The sequence below is a fragment of the Streptomyces sp. NPDC002324 genome (genome assembly GCF_053593335.1).
Genome location: NZ_JBSFCF010000036.1, coordinates 74,894 through 93,215, shown reverse-complemented (window position 1 = coordinate 93,215; position 18,322 = coordinate 74,894). Strand labels below are relative to the sequence as shown.

Here is an 18,322-nt window from a genome sequence, read left to right as displayed (position 1 = left end):
CGAAAAACGGGGCCCGGCGGCGGACGAACCGCCACCGGGCCCCGGACCATGCCAGGATCCAGGATCTCAGTGCACCTTGTCGGTCACCTCGGCGGTGGCGGACTTCCGCCCGCCGAGCCTCTCCTTGACGACCGCGATGCCGACGACGACCGCCGCGACCAGCAGCGACAGCAGCAGGATCTCGCGGTTGCCGTGCTCGGTGTCGGTGAGCATGTAGCCGAGGACGAAGAGGATCAGCCCGATCGTGGCCCACGTCAGATACGGGTACAGCCACATCTTCACGACGAGCTTCTCCGGCGTCTCCCGCTCGATGATCTTGCGCATGCGCAGCTGCGAGAAGCAGATGACGAGCCACACGAACAGGGCGACCGCGCCGGAGGAGTTGACGAGGAAGAGGAAGACACCCTCGGGGAAGAAGTAGTTGAAGATGACCGCGACGAACCCGAACACCACGGAGGAGAGGATGGCCGCCATCGGCACACCGCGTGCGTTCGTCCGGCCGAACGCCCGCGGCGCGTCCCCGCGCTCGCCCAGCGAGAAGGCCATGCGCGACGCCGTGTACAGACCGGAGTTCAGACAGGACAGCACCGACGTCAGCACGATGAAGTTCATGATCTGACCGGCGTGCGCGATCCCGAGGGAGTCCAGGGCGGCGACGTAGGAGCCCTTCTCCTTGATCGACGGGTCGTTCCACGGCAGCAGCGTGACCACGACGAAGATCGAGCCGAGGTAGAAGACGCCGATCCGCCAGATGATGCTGTTGGTCGACTTGGTGACGGCCTTCTGCGGGTTCTCCGTCTCTCCGGCGGCCAGCGTGGCGATCTCGCTGCCCATGAAGGAGAAGACGACCAGCAGGACACCGATGAGGATCGCGCCCGGGCCGTGGGGCAGGAACCCGCCGTGGTCGGTCAGGTTGGACAGCCCGGCCTTGTCGGTGTCGGCCCCCGGCAGTACGCCGAACACCGCGAGACCGCCCACCACGATGAACGCGGCGATCGCGACGACCTTGATCCCGGCGAACCAGAACTCGAACTCACCGTAGGAGCCGACCGAGACCAGGTTCGTGGCGGTCAGCACGATCATCACGATCAACGCCCAGCCCCACTGCGGCACCGCCGGGATCCAGCCCTCCAGGATCACCGCACCCGCGGTCGCCTCGACCGCGAGCACGACGACCCAGAAGAACCAGTACAGCCAGCCGATCGAGAACCCGGCCCAGCGCCCGAGCGCGCGGTCGGCGTGGGCCGAGAACGACCCCGACGTCGGGTTCGCGGCGGACATCTCACCGAGCATCCGCATCACCAGCACCACCATCGTGCCGACGAGCGCGTAGGACAGGAGGATGCCGGGACCGGCGGTCCTGATGCCGGAACTCGATCCGACGAACAGGCCGGCCCCGATCACACCGCCGATCGCGATCATCGACAGATGACGGTTCTTGAGGCCGGCGTGCAGACCGGGGGAGGGGGGAGAGGACGAGTCGGGATCGTCCGCCTGGGGAGGCAGAGTCGGCTGCGAGGTCATGGGGGAGGTTTCCTTTGCGCCGTTGTGGGGACTTCCGTGCGTCTGCCCAGCGACCCCCGATCGACTCTCGTACGAGCGGGAAACGAGAGTCGGCAGCCGGGAGCCAACTGGGCCGCCATAAAGATCGGTCCAGTGAATCGGAGGCGAAAGTCCTACTGGGCCTTTGAATCCAGATTGTTACTTGAGGTTTACTTGAGGTTCCCTGGCCTGGCGCCAGGTTTCGCCGGTCTGCACCCCGTCGTGCCGCGCCGAAACGCGCGTGTCACACTCGGACCATGCGCGTCTACCTCGGCTCTGATCACGCCGGATACGAACTCAAGAACCACCTCGTGGAGTGGCTGAAGGCCGCCGGCCACGAGGCCGTCGACTGCGGTCCCCACATCTACGACGCCCAGGACGACTACCCGCCGTTCTGCCTCCGCGCGGCGGAGCGCACGGCCGCGGACCCCGGGTCCCTCGGCATCGTCATCGGTGGCTCCGGCAACGGGGAGCAGATCGCCGCGAACAAGGTGGCCGGTGTCCGCGCCGCCCTCGCGTGGAGCGCCGAGACCGCCGCGCTGGGCCGCGAGCACAACAACGCCAACGTCGTCGCCGTCGGCGGCCGCATGCACTCCCAGGAGGACGCGACGAAGTTCGTCGAGACCTTCCTCAACACCCCGTTCTCCGGTGACGAGCGCCACATCCGCCGCATCGACATGCTGGCGGCGTACGAAACGACCGGCGACCTCCCGCCCATCCCGGCACACCACCCCCAGGGCTGAGAAGCCCCCCGCGCCCCCTGGAAAAGCAGGGGGCGCAGCCCCCGTTTTTCAGGGGGCGCGGGGAACTGCGCGAGCAACCCCCACTCCATCCGCACCCGAAATCGCACGCCGGCCACCCCCCACCCCCTGCCGAACCCCCGGAGGACCCCGTGCCGGAGGGGCACACCATCCACCGACTCGCCGAAGACTGCCTGGCCCACTTCGGCGGTGGCGCCCGGCCCACCCACGTCACCAGCCCCCAGGGCAAGTTCAGTGATGCCGCGGCCCTCCTCACCGGCGCCCCCCTCCACACCGCCGAGGCCCACGGCAAACACCTCTTCCTGCACTTCGGCGACCCGGACGCCGAGGAACGGGTGCACATCCACCTGGGCCTCTTCGGCAAGGTCACCTTCGGGCCGGCCCCCGCGCCCCCGCCCACGGACACCGTCCGCCTGCGGCTGCGCAACGACACGTCGTACATGGACCTGCGTGGTCCGACGACCTGCGCCCTGATCACGGACGCCGAGAAGCAGGCGGTGCACGCGCGCCTCGGGCCCGACCCGCTCCGCACCGACGCGGACCCGGCCCGCGCGTACGCCCGTGTCTCCCGCAGCCGTACGACGATCGCCGCGCTGCTCCTGGACCAGAAGGTGATCGCGGGCGTCGGCAACGTCTACCGCGCCGAGGTCCTCTTCCGGCACGGCATCGACCCCTGTCGCGCGGGCAAGGACGTCACCCCGGCGGAGTGGGACGCGGTCTGGGCCGACCTCGTCGGCCTCATGCGCGAGGGAGTGCGGCACAACCGCATCGACACCGTCCGCCCGGAACACACGCCCGAGGCCATGGGCCGCCCGCCCCGCGTCGACGACCACGGCGGCGAGGTGTACGTGTACCGCAGGGCGGGCATGCCCTGCCATCTGTGCGGCGGCGAGATCCGCACCGCCGACCTCGCCGCCCGCAACCTCTTCTGGTGCCCGTCCTGCCAGCAGAGGTGATCCCCCCGGACCGCCGGGTCGGGTTCGGGCTCCGCGCCCTAGAACCCGTGCGGCAGCCAGGGCGCCGGCCCCGACGCGAGGAACCCCACGGACGCCTCCGCCAGCGCCCCCTCCCGCAGCTCCCGCACCAGCCCGGCCGCGGCCAGGGCGGACAGGCTCACACCGCCCAGATAGGCCGACCCCAACTCCCGTACGGACAGGGAGAGATCGGCGGCGTCGGCGGTCCGCTCGCACGTCGCGCCCTTCGGGTCGCCGGTGAGCCGCCAACGCCCCTCGTTCCAGGGGCAGAAGGAGTCCTCGACCTCGAACACCACGTCCAGCGGCGCCTGATACGTCCGCAGACGCAGGGCCGCGCCGACGTCCACCAGCCGGAGATACAGGTCGTCCGTCATCCGCAGTCCACAACGGCGGATGTCCGACACGAGGTGCAGCGCGGGCTCGTCCACGGGCAGCCGGTGCGCGACGACGCACGACGTCAGGTCGATGTCGAAGAGGAACCGCCACAGGGCGGCGCGCGCGGCGGGGTCCAGGGCCTGGAGCGCGCTCAGCTGGACGACGCCCTCCGCCCCGCTCGGCCCCCAGTCGGACTTGATCCGGAACCGCGCGTACCCGACCACCTCGAAACCGTCGCCGTCGGCCCGCTCGGCCACCACGCACTGCAGGGGCGAGGCCCCGTTGCGATGGCGTTCCGTGTCGAGCAGGTCCGCCTGCTCCCAGCCGGGCCGCCTTGCCAGCATCCCCGGCCGCTCCGGCACTTGGCGGGCGTACACCGCCTCACACGCGTCGAGAACCTCCGCGGGGTCGGCGTAGCGCAGCCGTACGTCATCGGTGCCGGGCGGTACGGACAGCCGTACCCGGGCGGTGTCGATGTCGGCGGCGAGCCGGCGCGTGGCGAGGCCGTATCCGAACCGGCCGTAGATCGCCGGTTCCGACGCGGTCAGCACGGCCAGCGGCTCGCCCCAGGAACGGATGTCGTCCAACTGCCGCCGCATCATGGACGTCAGCACCCCGCGCCGCCGGTGCGTGGCCGCGACACCGACCATCGTCACACCCGCCGCGGGGACGACCGAGCCGCCGGGCACCGCGAGGCGGAAGTCGAACGCCCCCGCCGTACCCACGCATTGGTCCTCTTCCCACACGCCGATGGAGCGGTCGTACGGGGTGAGCGCCTGCCACAACTCGCGCTCCTCCGGCGGTTCGGGTGTGCCGCCGAAGGCGCGGACGAGGTTGTCGTACCAGACGTTCCAGTCTTCCTTGCGCAATGGCCGCAGCTCAGTCGTCATACGCCATGCCTAGCAGGGCGATCCGGCACGGGCGAGCGAATTTGCCCCGCGCGTCGCTGTGCGACGTGGGATCCTTCCCAGGTGCCGCACGGAGGGCGCACGGGGGCCGAAGGACGCGTTCCGGTGTGAGATCTGTGTGAGATTCGTCGTGAACCGGCCCTCGGAAGGGGGACAAGTAGGACCTCCTGTGCACAGGGGCTGGTCCGATGGATAAGGTCCCGAACAATGGCAGCAGGACGAGAGCGGCGCGCGGCGGCCGACACGCTCACGGCCCGGATGAAGAAGCTGGTTCACCGGGTCCGCACCGGCGTGCGCAAATCCGCCGTCGACTACTTCCGCGGGGACGGCTCCGACTGGATCGCCCTGGTCGGCCTGCTGCTGATGATCCCGCTGATCGCCTGCCTCACGCTGATCAACGAGGTCTGGTTCTCACCCGCCGTCCTCGTCCTGCCCATCGTCGCGGGCGGCCTGCTGCTGCGGCCCGCCAGCCTCCTCGGCCTGTACGCGGCAGCCGCGACCGCGCTGATCGTGGAGTCGGTACGGCTCGGCCCCTATCCCGAGGGCCCGGCCCGGGTGACGCCCGGCATCGTGCTCGTGGTCGCCGCCTGCGGTTTCTTCGGCCTCCTCATCGCCCAGTTCCGCAGCCGGGTGGGAGTGCCCTGGCGGCGCGGCGGCACCATGCTCTTCGACCTGCGCGAACGCATCCGGGTGCAGAGCAAGCTGCCGCAGCTGCCCGCCGGCTGGCATCGCGAGATGGCCCTGCGCCCCGCGGGCGGCCAGTCCTTCTCCGGCGACTTCGTCGTGGCCGCCCGTACGAACGGCGGCCGCACCCTCGAAGTCGTCCTCACCGACGTCTCCGGCAAGGGCATGGACGCGGGCTCCCGCGCCCTGCTCCTGTCGGGTGCCTTCGGCGGTCTGTTGGGATCGCTCCCACCGCACGCCTTCCTCCCGGCCGCCAACGGCTATCTCCTCCGCCAGGACTGGGACGAGGGCTTCGCGACCTCCATCCACCTCGTCCTCGACCTCGACTCCGGCGACTACGAACTCTTCTCCGCCGGCCACCCCCCGGGCCTCCAGCTCAGCGCGGGCACCGGCCGCTGGGAGGAGAAGGCCGCCGAGGGCCCCCTCCTGGGTGTCTACGACGGTGCCCAGTTCGACCCGGTCAAGGGCTCGTTGCGCCCCGGCGACGTCCTGATGCTGTTCACCGACGGCCTCGTCGAGACCTCCGACCGGGACATAGTCGAAGGCATCGACCGCCTCACCGGCGAGGCCGACCGCTACGTCGCGGGCGGCTTCCACGGCGCCGCCTGGCACCTCATCGAAGCCGTGGCCAAGGACGTCAACGACGACCGAGCCCTCCTCCTGATCTGCCGAGAAGGCCCGACGACGACACGGTAGGCGCCCCTGAAAGGGGCGCGGGGAACTGCGCGATCAACCCCCACCGGACCCGCAGACGGGGGTCGAAGGGGCGCAGCCCCTGGAGGATGGGACGGGTAGGGGCGGCGGGGGCGACATCCAGACCGCCACCCACCACACCCACCCGTCACCTACCACCCGCCACCCGCCATCCGAAGGAGCCAGGCGCCCGATGCCCCCAACCCCGCTCTCCCTCCCCGAAGTCGAAACCCTGGCCAGAACCGCCCACGCCACCCAGACGGACAAGGCCGGCCACCCCTACACCGAGCACCTCCAGGCGGTGGCGGACGGCGTCACGGCACGAGGCGGCGACGAGGACCAGATCGCCGCGGCCTGGCTGCACGACGCCATCGAGGACGACGCCCTCACCGAGACCTGGCTCACCGAGGCCCCCCTGACCGCCCGTACGAAGGCCATCGTGCGGGCCCTCACCAAGCGCGCGGGCGAACCCCCGGAGGCGTACGCCGCCCGCATCCTCGACACCCCGGGCGCCCTGCTCGTCAAGCAGTCGGACCTCGCCCACAACGCGAACCCGGCCCGCCTCGCCGTCCTGGACGAACCCACCCGCACCCGCCTGACCGACAAGTACGCCCACATGCGAAACCTCCTCGGCCTGCCGGACGAACCGGCGGCCGAGGAGGCCACGGGGAACAACTGAGGGCGAAGAAACCCGGCGCCGGGGCCGGAGGGAACCCGGGTGCCTACGACCTGGCGCCGGCCTTCCCACGCTCACGGGCCAGCTCGGTGGCGTCCCGCTTGAACGCCCACTCCATCTTCGGCTCCATGGCGAACCGGAACATCCGCTGCACCGGCGGGGTGCACAGCACGGTGATGACGGCCGCCGCGAAGAAGGTGGCGAACAGCTCGCCGAGCGGCTGGTACACCCACGCGTTGGCGTCGTACCAGTCCCAGAAGCGCGAGCCCTTCGCGAGGAACCCGTGCAGCAGGTAGCCGTACAGCGTGCCCGCGCCCAGGACGGTGAACCACATCTTGCGCCGGGGCACCCAGGCGAAGAAGCAGGTGGTGAGCACCATGGAGCAGCCGAACAGCGCGAAGGTCATGACGATCCCGGCCCACCACGGCGCACCCAGCTCCTGCGCGCTGTCACGGTGGTAGAACCAGGCCGAGTTCATGTCCGGGCCCAGCCAGTACGCCATGGCCAGCGCGCTCCCGGCCACCGGCAGGGACAGGATCCGCACCTCACGGCGCCGCATGAACTGGAAGTGCGCGGGCTTCATGAAGAGACCGACGACGAAGAACGGCAGGAACTGCAGAACGCGTTGCAGGTCCAGGTCGTCCCCGATGTCGGGGGAGACGGAGGCGAGGGCCGCGATGGCGAGCGCCACCGGGACCGGCCAGCGCACGACCTTCCACAGCGGCGTCGTCAGCCGCCACACGAACAGCGCGATCAGGAACCAGGTGAGGTACCAGGGGTCGAGCAGACTGATCGGGTGGGAGGGGTCGTCGTCGCCCCACCGCTTGAAGAAGGAGTAGGCGATCTCGAAGAGGACGTACGGCACGGCTATGCCGGTGACCAGTCGGCGGAGCCGGTCGGGGCGCATGTCGAAACTGCGCGAGAAGTAGCCGGAGATGATGATGAACGCCGGCATGTGAAACGTGTACACGACCATGTACAGCGCCTCGGCGGCGCGGCTGTGGTCGGTGAGCGGCTCCCACGCGTGCCCCATCGCCACGAGCACGATGGCGAGGTACTTGGCGTTGTCGAAGAACGCGTCACGTTGTTTGGCCGGTCTGGCCTCCGGGGAGACGCCACTCGGCGCCGGGTGGGGGGACGAGGACTTCAGCGAGCGCGGACTCGGCACTCCGTCGGCGGACGGCTGTGGTGACTGTGCCGGCGGGAGCGGCGTCCCGGACCGGCCGTGCGGTCGCAGCGAGTTCGTCACAGACCCTCCCGCCGGAAACTCCGGAAGACGGTCCGAGCACTCGCTGCGCAAGCGGGGGACGAGGCAGCGGTGAACATCTGAGGCACCCTAGCGTTGTCTGTGCGATGACGTAAAACCACCCACGTGAATCCCGTATTGAGGGGCACGTGTGCCTCACGCGTACCCCGGATTCGTGAAGTCATGACCGGGTAGAGCATCACCGTGTGTACACCGTACGGCGGATGGCATCCGGCGGTCTGTCCGCATTCATCCCGACTAAATGGTGCATAACGTGCGCAGGCGACTCCGGTGAAATGTCCGGTTAATTACCGCCCTGGTCCCGCCTCTTGATGTGTCTGTGGCAACAATTCGAATTACCTGCGTACGGGTTGTGTGTGCACGGAAACGATCATCCCGAATTCACTCCCGGCACGCTCCCGTTGGCCGGAGGCGGAGGTGGCGCGCGTGCGGTGCCGTGACCGACGTTGTCTCACCTGCTGCATATGACGGCCCCGTTGGTGGCACGATGGTTCTGGCGGGGTGCGCGTGGGGTCGGCGCCCCGGGCCGGGTGCGGACCGACCGAGGGTGTGATCTGTGTGGCCATTTCGCTGTCAGTGGTGCTCTTGCTGGGGATCATCCTGGTAGTGTTGATGCGGGGAGGGACGATCAAGGCCGGACCGGCCGTCGTCGCCATCCTCTTCGGCTTCTTCCTCGCCTCGACGGGCATGGCCGACGACATCCAACGCTTCCTGAACTCGATAGCGGACACGATCAACTCGATCCAGTTCTAGTGACCGCCCGAACACGCACCGTGCGAACCGAACCCGCGCCGTGCGGGGCGGGCGCGCACCGTGCGAAGGCGGACACGCACCGTGCGAAGGCGGACGGCTGTCGGCGAACCGCGAGGCGACAAAAAACCTCCGGCCCGGTCCGAGGGAATCCCTCGAACCGGGCCGGAGGCCGTTGGAGCGGGCGACGGGAATCGAACCCGCGTAGCTAGTTTGGAAGACTAGGGCTCTACCATTGAGCTACGCCCGCACAGCTCGCGCCGCAGGTCGGGCGACCGCGGCACTGAAGGCATCGTAGCGGGTCGGGCGCCACCGTCGCACACCCCTTCCGGGCCGCGCCTGTCGTCCGCCGTCGCACACGCCCGCGCACTCGGTAAATGCGGCAATCCCCTGCCCTGCGGGCATGTACCCTACGTGTCGCACCAGACGGGGTGTGGCGCAGCTTGGTAGCGCGTCCGCTTTGGGAGCGGAAGGCCGTGGGTTCAAATCCCGCCACCCCGACCACCGTGCCGGCAGGGCGCGCCCGCCACCGGCAAGATCGCCTTTTGGGGCGTGTACCGCCTGCGGTTACTATGCAAGCTGCGCGCCCGTGTGTCTGCACTCTGACGTCCCTCAAGGGCCGCGAATCTTGCCGAAGCCCCGTCGTACCCGGCGGGGGACATCGGCAGAACCCCAAGAAGTCAGCCCCCAAGGAGACCGAACCGTGAAGAGCGCCGTGGAGACCCTGAACCCGACCCGGGTTCGGCTCAGCATCGAGGTGCCCTTCGAGGAGCTCAAGGACAGCCTCGACGCGGCGTACAAGAAGATCAACCAGCAGGTCACGGTGAAGGGCTTCCGCAAGGGCAAGATCCCGGCCCGCGTCATCGACCAGCGGTTCGGCCGCGGTGCGGTCCTGGAGGAGGCGGTCAACGACGCGCTTCCGAAGTTCTACACCGACGCGGTCAACGAGGCCGAGCTCAACGTCCTGGGCCAGCCCGAGGTCGACATCACGGAGCTGAAGGACGGCGAGACGCTGAACTTCACCGCCGAGGTGGACGTCCGCCCGGCCATCGAGATCCCGGACTACTCCGGCATCGAGGTCGAGGTCGACGCCGTCGAGGTCACCGAGGAGGACATCGAGAAGGCGGTCGAGCAGCTGCGCGAGCGCTTCGCCTCCACCTCCCCGGTCGAGCGTGCCGCCGAGGACGGCGACGTCGTGACGATCGACCTGGAGGCCAAGGTCGACGGCGAGATCCTGGAGGACGGCGTCGCCGAGGGCGTCTCCTACACGATCGGCTCCGGCGAGCTGCTGGACGGCATCGACGACGCCGTGAAGGGCCTGGAGGCCGGTGGCGAGACCACCTTCGCCTCCGAGCTCAAGGGCGGCTCGGCGGCCGGCAAGGAGGCCGAGGTCACCGTCAAGGTCACCCAGGTCGCCGCCCGTGAACTCCCGGCCCTGGACGACGAGTTCGCCCAGCTCGCCTCCGAGTTCGACACCCTCGAGGAGCTGCGGGCGGACAGCCGCAAGCGCCTGGAGAACATGAAGCAGTACGACCAGGCCACGCAGGCCCAGGAGCGTGTCCTGGAGAAGCTGCTGGAGATCGTCGAGGTGCCCGTCCCCGAGAAGCTGCTCGAGGACGAGATCAACACCCGCAAGCACAACCTGGAGCACCACCAGCTCGGCCAGATGGGCCTCGACCTGGAGAAGTACCTCGAGATCCAGGGCAAGACGGTCGAGGAGTTCGACGCCGAGACCAAGGAAGCGGCCGTCAAGGGCATCAAGACCCAGTTCGTCCTCGACGAGCTGGTCGCCAAGGAGAAGCTGAACGTCAACCAGGAGGAGCTCACCGAGCACCTCATGCGCCGCGCCGCCTCCTCCGGTATGTCCCCGGACGAGTTCGCCCAGGCGGTCGTCCAGAACAACCAGGTCCAGCTCCTCGTCGGCGAGGTCGCCCGGGGCAAGGCCCTGGCCCTGGTCGTGGAGTCCTCCACCGTGAAGGACACCAACGGCGAGATCGTCGACCTGGACGACGACGAGGACGAGGAGACCACGGAGGGCTCCGCCGAGTCCGCCGAGGAGACCCCGGCCGCGGCCGAGGCGGAGGGCTCCGCCGAGGAGAAGAACGAGGCCTGATCACCCCGCAGCCGGTGAATGCCTGACGACGGGCCCCTGGATCACTCGTGACCCAGGGGCCCGTCGGCCTACCTGAAGGCGGGCCGGGGGCCACAAGGCCCCGCTCGACCCAGCTCAGCGCATGCGCTGACAGCGAACAGTTCCCTTTGCGGGATTCACCGGCGGAGCCACCGCGTTAGGGTCCATGAAGACGAGGGCTGGGCTGTCGGTGAACGGCTCGGCCCCCGGAAGGGAAACGTGAAGACGGCCCGGCGCCGTCGTAAGACGAGCAGGTGGATACGTGACGAATCTGATGCCCTACGCCGCCGGAGAGCCTTCCATCGGCGGTGGCCTCGGCGACCAGGTCTACAACCGGCTGCTTGGCGAGCGGATCATCTTCCTCGGCCAGCCGGTCGACGACGACATTGCCAACAAGATCACCGCACAGCTGCTACTCCTTGCCGCGGACCCCGACAAGGACATCTACCTCTACATCAACAGCCCCGGCGGCTCCATCACGGCCGGCATGGCGATCTACGACACCATGCAGTTCATCAAGAACGACGTCGTGACGATCGCCATGGGTCTCGCGGCCTCGATGGGCCAGTTCCTGCTCAGCGCGGGCACTCCCGGCAAGCGCTTCGCGCTGCCGAACGCCGAGATCCTGATCCACCAGCCCTCGGCCGGCCTGGCCGGTTCGGCCTCGGACATCAAGATCCACGCCGAGCGGCTGCTGCACACCAAGAAGCGTATGGCGGAGCTCACCTCCCAGCACACCGGTCAGAGCGTCGAGCAGGTGACCCGTGACTCGGACCGTGACCGCTGGTTCGACGCCTTCGAGGCCAAGGAGTACGGCCTCATCGACGACGTGATCCCCACGGCCGCCGGTATGCCGGGCGGCGGCGGTACCGGGGCGGCCTGAGAGCCGAAGACGGCAGCAGGGCCACAGGGCGCTTCCCGGAGCCCCTGGAGCCCGCCGGGGGCGTCCCTGAGCCTCCCCGGGGCCGTCAGCGCCCTTCCCAGTCCCTCCAGCCCACCGCCCCAGCCCTCTTTCCAGGAGACACCGTGAACGACTTCCCCGGCAGCGGCATCTACGCCCGCACCGAGGCCGAGTACACCGGCCCCCGCGCCGAGTCCCGCTATGTCATCCCCCGCTTCGTCGAGCGCACCTCGCAGGGCATCCGTGAGTACGACCCGTACGCGAAGCTCTTCGAGGAGCGGGTGATCTTCCTCGGGGTGCAGATCGACGACGCCTCCGCCAACGACGTCATGGCGCAGCTGCTGTGCCTGGAGTCGATGGACCCCGACCGGGACATCTCGGTCTACATCAACAGCCCCGGCGGCTCCTTCACGGCGCTCACCGCGATCTACGACACGATGCAGTTCGTGAAGCCCGACATCCAGACGGTCTGCATGGGCCAGGCGGCCTCCGCCGCCGCGATCCTGCTGGCCGCGGGTACGCCGGGCAAGCGCATGGCGCTGCCGAACGCCCGGGTGCTGATCCACCAGCCGTACAGCGAGACGGGCCGCGGTCAGGTCTCCGACCTGGAGATCGCCGCCAACGAGATCCTCCGGATGCGTGGTCAGCTGGAGGACATGCTGGCCAAGCACTCCACCACGCCGATCGAGAAGATCCGCGAGGACATCGAGCGCGACAAGATCCTCACGGCCGAGGACGCGCTGTCGTACGGCCTGATCGACCAGATCATCTCCACGCGGAAGATGAACAACGACAACGTCCGCTGATCGCGAAAAGGATGTATCGTCTGCCGCCCCTTGGCATGGTTGGCACCGTTTGACCCAGTGCACGACAAGGTGCACGTCAAAGTGAACCGTGCCAAGGGGGGCCCGAACGAGGGGCCCGGCAAGGTACCGTCGACATAAGGCAGCACCAGGAGCCGCTGGATTCCAATCGTCCAGTCGACTCCCAGGCGAAGGGGAAGCACACCGTGGCACGCATCGGTGACGGCGGCGATCTGCTCAAGTGCTCGTTCTGCGGCAAGAGCCAGAAGCAGGTCAAGAAGCTCATCGCAGGGCCCGGTGTGTACATCTGCGACGAGTGCATCGACCTCTGCAACGAGATCATCGAGGAAGAACTCGCGGAGACCAGCGAGGTCCGCTGGGAGGAACTCCCGAAGCCCCGCGAGATCTACGAGTTCCTCGAGGGCTACGTGGTCGGCCAGGAGGCGGCCAAGAAGTCGCTCTCCGTAGCGGTCTACAACCACTACAAGCGCGTCCAGGCCGGTGAGAACGGCGGCGGTCAAAGCCGCGAGGACGCCATCGAGTTGGCGAAGTCCAACATCCTCCTGCTGGGTCCCACGGGCTCGGGCAAGACCCTCCTCGCCCAGACCCTCGCGCGCATGCTGAACGTCCCGTTCGCGATCGCGGACGCGACGGCGCTGACGGAGGCGGGGTACGTCGGCGAGGACGTCGAGAACATCCTGCTGAAGCTCATCCAGGCGGCCGACTACGACGTCAAGAAGGCCGAGACCGGGATCATCTACATCGACGAGATCGACAAGGTCGCGAGGAAGAGTGAAAACCCTTCCATCACGCGTGACGTGTCGGGCGAGGGCGTCCAGCAGGCCCTGTTGAAGATCCTGGAGGGCACCACGGCGTCGGTTCCGCCCCAGGGCGGCCGTAAGCACCCCCACCAGGAGTTCATCCAGATCGACACGACGAACGTGCTGTTCATCGTGGGCGGTGCCTTCTCCGGCCTGGAGAAGATCATCGAGTCCCGGGCCGGCGCCAAGGGCATCGGCTTCGGCGCGACGATCCGCTCCAAGCGCGAGCTGGAGTCCAAGGACCAGTTCGAGGCCGTCATGCCGGAGGACCTGGTCAAGTTCGGCATGATCCCGGAGTTCATCGGCCGTCTGCCCGTCATCACCTCGGTCCACAACCTGGACCGCGAGGCGCTGCTCCAGATTCTCATCGAGCCCCGCAACGCGCTGGTGAAGCAGTACCAGCGCCTCTTCGAACTCGACGGCGTGGAGCTGGACTTCGAGCGCGAGGCCCTCGAAGCCATCGCCGACCAGGCCATCCTCCGCCAGACCGGCGCCCGCGGCCTGCGCGCCATCATGGAGGAAGTCCTGATGTCGGTCATGTACGAGGTCCCGTCCCGCAAGGACGTCGCCCGTGTCGTCATCACGGCGGACGTCGTCCGCTCGAACGTCAACCCGACCCTGATCCCACGCGACGCACGGGGCCGGGGACCGGGGGAGCAGAAGACGGCGTAGCCGCCCAATACCGTACCGAGAAGGGGCGCCCGATGAGTTGGGCGCCCCTTTTGGTTTGCTGCTCTACCCATGTCATGTCATGGGTAGGCGCTCTTGATGGCTGCTAGTGGATGCAGGTCGCTACAACGTACTTCGCGGGGATCTGAAAATTGGACGAGATGCGCACCCAGACCGTTGAGCGGTTGCCGCACGCTGTATAGGCGCTGCCGTTGGTTACGGTGGCATAGATACAGACTTGGCTCCCCCTCGCTCGGGTTCCGACCGACGGCCATTCAGAGCCAGGCCCCGTTCGCACCTGAATGGTCTGTTCTACCGTGTGCTCACAGCTTGCTGCCTCTGCCGGTGATGCTGTCAGACCGACCATGCCTGACGCGGCGACTATGGCCGCCATAACACCGGCAACGCGCTTATGCATAGCACACCCCATGTTCGATTGTCGTGGTCATGATCAACGCAGCATAGCAAGTGGGCGTCTCCGGTAGAGGGCGCTCCGCTGGGGCTGGCCATATCGGTGCGCCGACCGACGCAATCGTCTGGGGTGCAATAGCGGAGCCCCGGTCGCGGTCGACCGAGGCTCCGTGTGAGCGTGAGTGGCGCTACGCCTTGACGCGCACGTCCTTGCGGAAGTTGGCGGCCTTGTCGGCTGCGCCGCTCAGATCCGCGCCCTTGCCGGCCATCGCGGACGCCATGTCGGCGTAGATCACCACGCCGATGGTGCTGTGGTCGCCCCAGATGCAGATCGGCACGCTCATCTTGCTAGGGCCGCCCGCTGAGGAGTCACCTTCGAACTTGGTCTCCTGGCACTTGAGGACCGCGCCGTCCAGCGCCTCCGGCGTGAAGGCCTCGGGACTGCCCACGAGTTCACCGGTGTCCGAGGAGTCCTTGCTCGCTTCTTTCTTCATGTCGGAGAACATGGCGTCGACCACCGATTCGGGGTCGTCGATCTCGCCGTACACGCCCATGAAGTTGATCATCTGCGCGGACAACGGATTGCTCTCGTCCCCGGCCTGATATCCAGCGCTCACGTCCTTGGCGTTCTTGACGCCGTGGTCTTCGGCTTCCTTGAGGTCGTCCTCGCTGAAGCCACCGCTGCCGGCGCTGCTGGACTTCTTGAACTCGCCGTTGAGCACCTTCGCCGGTGTAGTCAGCTTGTGCGGGCCGTCGTCCGCGATGTCCGCGCCCCCGCTCCCGCCGAGGACGAAGTACGCGCCCACCGCCACCGCCGCCACCACGGCGACCGCGCCCAGGATGATGCCGACCTTCTTGCCGCCGCCCGAGGGGACCGGCGGCTGGGGGACGGTCGGGTAGGGCTGCTGGCCGTAGGGGGCCTGGGGCTGGCCGTAGGGCGGGGTCTGGGGCGGGACGCCCTGGGGGGCCTGCTGGGGGTACCCGTAACCCGGCTGCGCCGGCGGCGCCTGCTGGGGGTAGCCGTAGCCGGGCTGGGGGGCGGCCTGCGGCGGCTGCTGGCCGTAGGGGCCCGGCTGTCCGTACGGTCCGGGCTGCTGGGGCTGCCCGCCGTACGGGCCCGGCTGGTTGTAGCTCATGTTCTGGGTTCCCCTCCAGATGCTTATGTGTTCCTGACATCCTGGCGCAAACTCGATGGGTCCCACGCACCGGGGGCCACACCGTTACGGAAGAATCGGGTTTCGGGACCACCCCGTGACACCCCTAAACTGAGCGGGTGACCGAGAACGCTCAGCAGCAGCCTCCAGCGCCCGCCACCGATCTGCCGACCCAGTACGCGCCGGCCGATGTAGAGGGGGCGCTGTACGAGCGCTGGGTAGAGCGTGGTTACTTCGCGGCCGACGCCAAGAGCGACAAGCCCGCGTACACCATCGTCATCCCGCCGCCGAACGTCACCGGCAGCCTGCACCTCGGGCACGCCTTCCAGCACACCCTCATGGACGCCCTGACCCGGCGTAAGCGCATGCAGGGGTACGAGTCGCTGTGGCTCCCCGGCATGGACCACGCCGGCATCGCCACGCAGAACAAGGTCGAGCAGCAGCTCGCCGAAGAGGGCAAGTCCCGCCACGACTTGGGGCGCGAGGAGTTCGTCGAGCGCGTCTGGCAATGGAAGGAGGAGTACGGCGGCAAGATCCTCGGCCAGATGCGACGGCTGGGCGACGGCGTCGACTGGGACCGTGAGCGGTTCACCATGGACGAAGGTCTGTCCAAGGCCGTCCAGACCATCTTCAAGCGGCTCTACGACGACGAGTTGATCTACCGCGCCGAGCGCATCATCAACTGGTGTCCCCGCTGTCTCACCGCGATCTCCGACATCGAGGTCGAGCACCAGGAGGACGCCGGCGAGCTGGTCTCCATCCGGTACGGCGAGGGCGAGGACTCCGTCGTCGTCGCCACCACCCGCGCGGAGACGATGCTCGGCGACACCGCGGTCGCCGTCCACCCGGACGACGAGCGGTACCGGCACCTCATCGGCAAGCTGATCAAGCTGCCGCTGACCGACCGCAGCATCCCGGTCGTCGCGGACACCCACGTCGACCCCGAGTTCGGCACGGGCGCGGTCAAGGTGACCCCCGCCCACGACCCGAACGACTTCGCGATCGGCCAGCGCCACGACCTGCCGTCCATGACGATCATGGACGAGCACGGTGTCATCACCGTCCACGGCCCCTTCCTCGGCCAGGACCGCTTCGAGGCCCGCTCGGCCGTCGTCGGCGCGCTGCGCTCGCAGGGCCGCATCGTCGCCGAGAAGCGCCCGTACACCCACTCCGTCGGCCACTGCTCGCGCTGCAAGACCACGGTCGAGCCGCGGCTGTCCATGCAGTGGTGGGTCAAGGTCGGGCCCCTCGCCAAGGCGGCCGGTGACGCCGTCCGCGACGGCCGGGTCAAGATCCACCCCGAGGACATGTCGAAGCGCTACTTCGACTGGGTCGACAACATGTACGACTGGTGCATCTCGCGCCAGCTGTGGTGGGGCCACCGCATCCCGGTCTGGTACGGCCCCGACGGCGAGACGGTCTGCGTCGGCCCCGACGAGCAGCCGCCCGGCACGGAGGCCGAGGGCTGGACCCAGGACACCGACGTCCTGGACACCTGGTTCTCCTCCGGTCTGTGGCCGTTCTCCACGCTCGGCTGGCCCGAACAGACCGAGGACCTGCGGAAGTTCTACTCCACCGACGTCCTGCTCACCGGCCACGACATCATCTTCTTCTGGGTCGCCCGGATGATGATGTTCGGCCTCTACGCCATGGACGGCGAGGTCCCGTTCAAGACCATCGCCCTGACCGGCCTGGTCCGCGACGAGCGCGGCAAGAAGATGTCGAAGTCCTTCGGCAACGTCGTCGACCCGCTCGACTGGATGGACAAGTACGGCTCCGACGCGCTCCGCTTCACCCTGGCGCGCGGCGCCAACCCGGGCACCGACGTCCCGATCGGCGAGGACTGGGTCCAGGCCTCCCGCAACTTCGCCAACAAGATCTGGAACGCCACCCGCTTCGCGCTGATGAACGGCGCGACGGTCCAGGGCCCGCTCCCGGAGGCGTCGAAGCTCTCGGCGACCGACCGCTGGATCCTCGCCCGTCTCAACGAGACGGTCGCGCAGGTCGACGCGTACTACGAGGACTTCCAGTTCGCCAAGCTCAGCGACGCCCTGTTCCACTTCGCTTGGGACGAGGTCTTCGACTGGTACGTCGAGCTGTCCAAGACGACGTTCCAGGCGGGCGGCGAGGCGGCCGAGGTCAGCCAGCGCGTCCTGGGCGAGGTCCTGGACGTCACGCTGCGTCTCCTCCACCCGGTCGTCCCGTTCGTCACGGACACCCTGTGGACGACGCTGACGGGCGGCGAGTCCCTGGTCATCGCCGACTGGCCCCAGGACAGTGGCTTCCGCGACGACGCCGCCGAGCGCGAGATCGAGCTGGTCCAGCAGGTCGTCACCGAGGTCCGCCGCTTCCGCGCCGACCAGGGCCTCCAGCCCGGTCAGCGCGTCCCGGCCCGCCTCACGCTCGACGGTACGGCCCTGGCACCGCACGAGGCCGCGATCCGTCAGCTCCTGCGCCTGCAGCCCGAGGGCGAGGGCTTCTCGGCGACCGCGACCCTGCCGGTGGCGGGCGCCGAGGTCGCGCTCGACCTCTCCGGCGTCATCGACGTCGCCGCCGAGCGCAAGCGTCTCGCGAAGGACCTCGCGGCGGCCGAGAAGGAGAAGGCCCAGGCCACCGCCAAGCTCGGCAACGAGGCGTTCCTCGCCAAGGCCCCGGACAACGTGGTGGACAAGATCCGCGGCCGCCTGGCGAAGGCGGACGAGGACATCGCCCGCATCGCCGCGCAGCTGGACCGGCTGCCCCAGGCATAGCCGTTCGCAGGCAGGCGAAGGCCCCCGGTACTGCTCGGGCACCGGGGGCCTT

General features: G+C 68.6%; 14 protein-coding genes and 2 tRNA genes. 11 read left to right on the top strand and 5 right to left on the bottom strand.

Annotation, left to right across the window (positions count from 1 at the left end):
* Nucleotides 1-66 precede the first annotated feature (66 nt).
* Nucleotides 67-1,524, bottom strand: coding sequence for an amino acid permease (locus tag ACWCRJ_RS34695; protein ID WP_450942999.1), 1,458 nt, complete (start codon nucleotides 1,522-1,524; stop codon nucleotides 67-69).
* A 275-nt stretch (nucleotides 1,525-1,799) separates the two neighbouring features.
* On the opposite strand from ACWCRJ_RS34695, the gene ACWCRJ_RS34690 reads away from it, so the two are divergent.
* Together ACWCRJ_RS34690 and ACWCRJ_RS34685 are read left to right on the top strand one after the other, a co-directional pair.
* On the top strand, nucleotides 1,800-2,285 hold the full coding sequence (locus ACWCRJ_RS34690) for a ribose-5-phosphate isomerase (RefSeq protein WP_450942998.1): 486 nt from the start codon (nucleotides 1,800-1,802) through the stop codon (nucleotides 2,283-2,285).
* 149 nt (nucleotides 2,286-2,434) lie between these two features.
* Nucleotides 2,435-3,259, top strand: coding sequence for an Fpg/Nei family DNA glycosylase (locus ACWCRJ_RS34685; RefSeq protein ID WP_450942997.1), 825 nt, complete (start codon nucleotides 2,435-2,437; stop codon nucleotides 3,257-3,259).
* Between the two features lie 38 nt (nucleotides 3,260-3,297).
* On the opposite strand, the gene ACWCRJ_RS34680 is transcribed toward ACWCRJ_RS34685, so the two are convergent.
* Nucleotides 3,298-4,542, bottom strand: a complete 1,245-nt coding sequence (locus ACWCRJ_RS34680) for a GNAT family N-acetyltransferase (RefSeq protein WP_450942996.1) — start codon at nucleotides 4,540-4,542, stop codon at nucleotides 3,298-3,300.
* A 225-nt stretch (nucleotides 4,543-4,767) separates the two neighbouring features.
* Here ACWCRJ_RS34680 and ACWCRJ_RS34675 point away from each other — a divergent pair, with 225 nt between their 5' ends.
* Nucleotides 4,768-5,940, top strand: coding sequence for a PP2C family protein-serine/threonine phosphatase (locus ACWCRJ_RS34675; protein ID WP_450942995.1), 1,173 nt, complete (start codon nucleotides 4,768-4,770; stop codon nucleotides 5,938-5,940).
* 190 nt (nucleotides 5,941-6,130) lie between these two features.
* Nucleotides 6,131-6,616 (top strand): HD domain-containing protein, encoded by a 486-nt coding sequence (locus ACWCRJ_RS34670; RefSeq protein ID WP_450942994.1) that lies wholly within the window; start codon nucleotides 6,131-6,133, stop codon nucleotides 6,614-6,616.
* 43 nt (nucleotides 6,617-6,659) lie between these two features.
* On the opposite strand, the gene ACWCRJ_RS34665 is transcribed toward ACWCRJ_RS34670, so the two are convergent.
* Nucleotides 6,660-7,862, bottom strand: coding sequence for an acyltransferase family protein (locus ACWCRJ_RS34665; protein WP_450942993.1), 1,203 nt, complete (start codon nucleotides 7,860-7,862; stop codon nucleotides 6,660-6,662).
* Nucleotides 7,863-8,438: 576 nt separating this feature from the next.
* Between ACWCRJ_RS34665 and ACWCRJ_RS34660 the strand changes: the two genes are divergently transcribed.
* Entirely contained in the window at nucleotides 8,439-8,633 is a 195-nt protein-coding gene (locus ACWCRJ_RS34660) for a hypothetical protein (RefSeq protein ID WP_033526477.1), read from the top strand.
* A 173-nt stretch (nucleotides 8,634-8,806) separates the two neighbouring features.
* On the opposite strand, the gene ACWCRJ_RS34655 is transcribed toward ACWCRJ_RS34660, so the two are convergent.
* Nucleotides 8,807-8,880 (bottom strand) — tRNA-Gly (locus tag ACWCRJ_RS34655).
* Nucleotides 8,881-9,057: 177 nt separating this feature from the next.
* On the opposite strand from ACWCRJ_RS34655, the gene ACWCRJ_RS34650 reads away from it, so the two are divergent.
* From ACWCRJ_RS34650 to clpX, 5 genes are all read left to right on the top strand, one after another.
* Nucleotides 9,058-9,134 (top strand) — tRNA-Pro (locus ACWCRJ_RS34650).
* A gap of 199 nt (nucleotides 9,135-9,333) precedes the next feature.
* On the top strand, nucleotides 9,334-10,743 hold the full coding sequence (gene tig, locus ACWCRJ_RS34645; RefSeq protein ID WP_450942992.1) for a trigger factor: 1,410 nt from the start codon (nucleotides 9,334-9,336) through the stop codon (nucleotides 10,741-10,743).
* A gap of 292 nt (nucleotides 10,744-11,035) precedes the next feature.
* On the top strand, nucleotides 11,036-11,644 hold the full coding sequence (locus ACWCRJ_RS34640) for an ATP-dependent Clp protease proteolytic subunit (protein ID WP_037703703.1): 609 nt from the start codon (nucleotides 11,036-11,038) through the stop codon (nucleotides 11,642-11,644).
* Between the two features lie 143 nt (nucleotides 11,645-11,787).
* The gene (locus ACWCRJ_RS34635; protein ID WP_450942991.1) at nucleotides 11,788-12,468 is read left to right on the top strand and encodes an ATP-dependent Clp protease proteolytic subunit; all 681 of its coding nucleotides are present in this window, start codon (nucleotides 11,788-11,790) and stop codon (nucleotides 12,466-12,468) included.
* Nucleotides 12,469-12,671: 203 nt separating this feature from the next.
* Entirely contained in the window at nucleotides 12,672-13,958 is a 1,287-nt protein-coding gene (clpX, locus tag ACWCRJ_RS34630; RefSeq protein WP_450942990.1) for an ATP-dependent Clp protease ATP-binding subunit ClpX, read from the top strand.
* Between the two features lie 596 nt (nucleotides 13,959-14,554).
* Here clpX and ACWCRJ_RS34625 read toward each other — a convergent pair.
* Nucleotides 14,555-15,502 (bottom strand): hypothetical protein, encoded by a 948-nt coding sequence (locus ACWCRJ_RS34625; protein WP_450942989.1) that lies wholly within the window; start codon nucleotides 15,500-15,502, stop codon nucleotides 14,555-14,557.
* 137 nt (nucleotides 15,503-15,639) lie between these two features.
* Between ACWCRJ_RS34625 and ACWCRJ_RS34620 the strand changes: the two genes are divergently transcribed.
* Nucleotides 15,640-18,270, top strand: coding sequence for a valine--tRNA ligase (locus ACWCRJ_RS34620; protein ID WP_450942988.1), 2,631 nt, complete (start codon nucleotides 15,640-15,642; stop codon nucleotides 18,268-18,270).
* Nucleotides 18,271-18,322 lie beyond the last annotated feature (52 nt).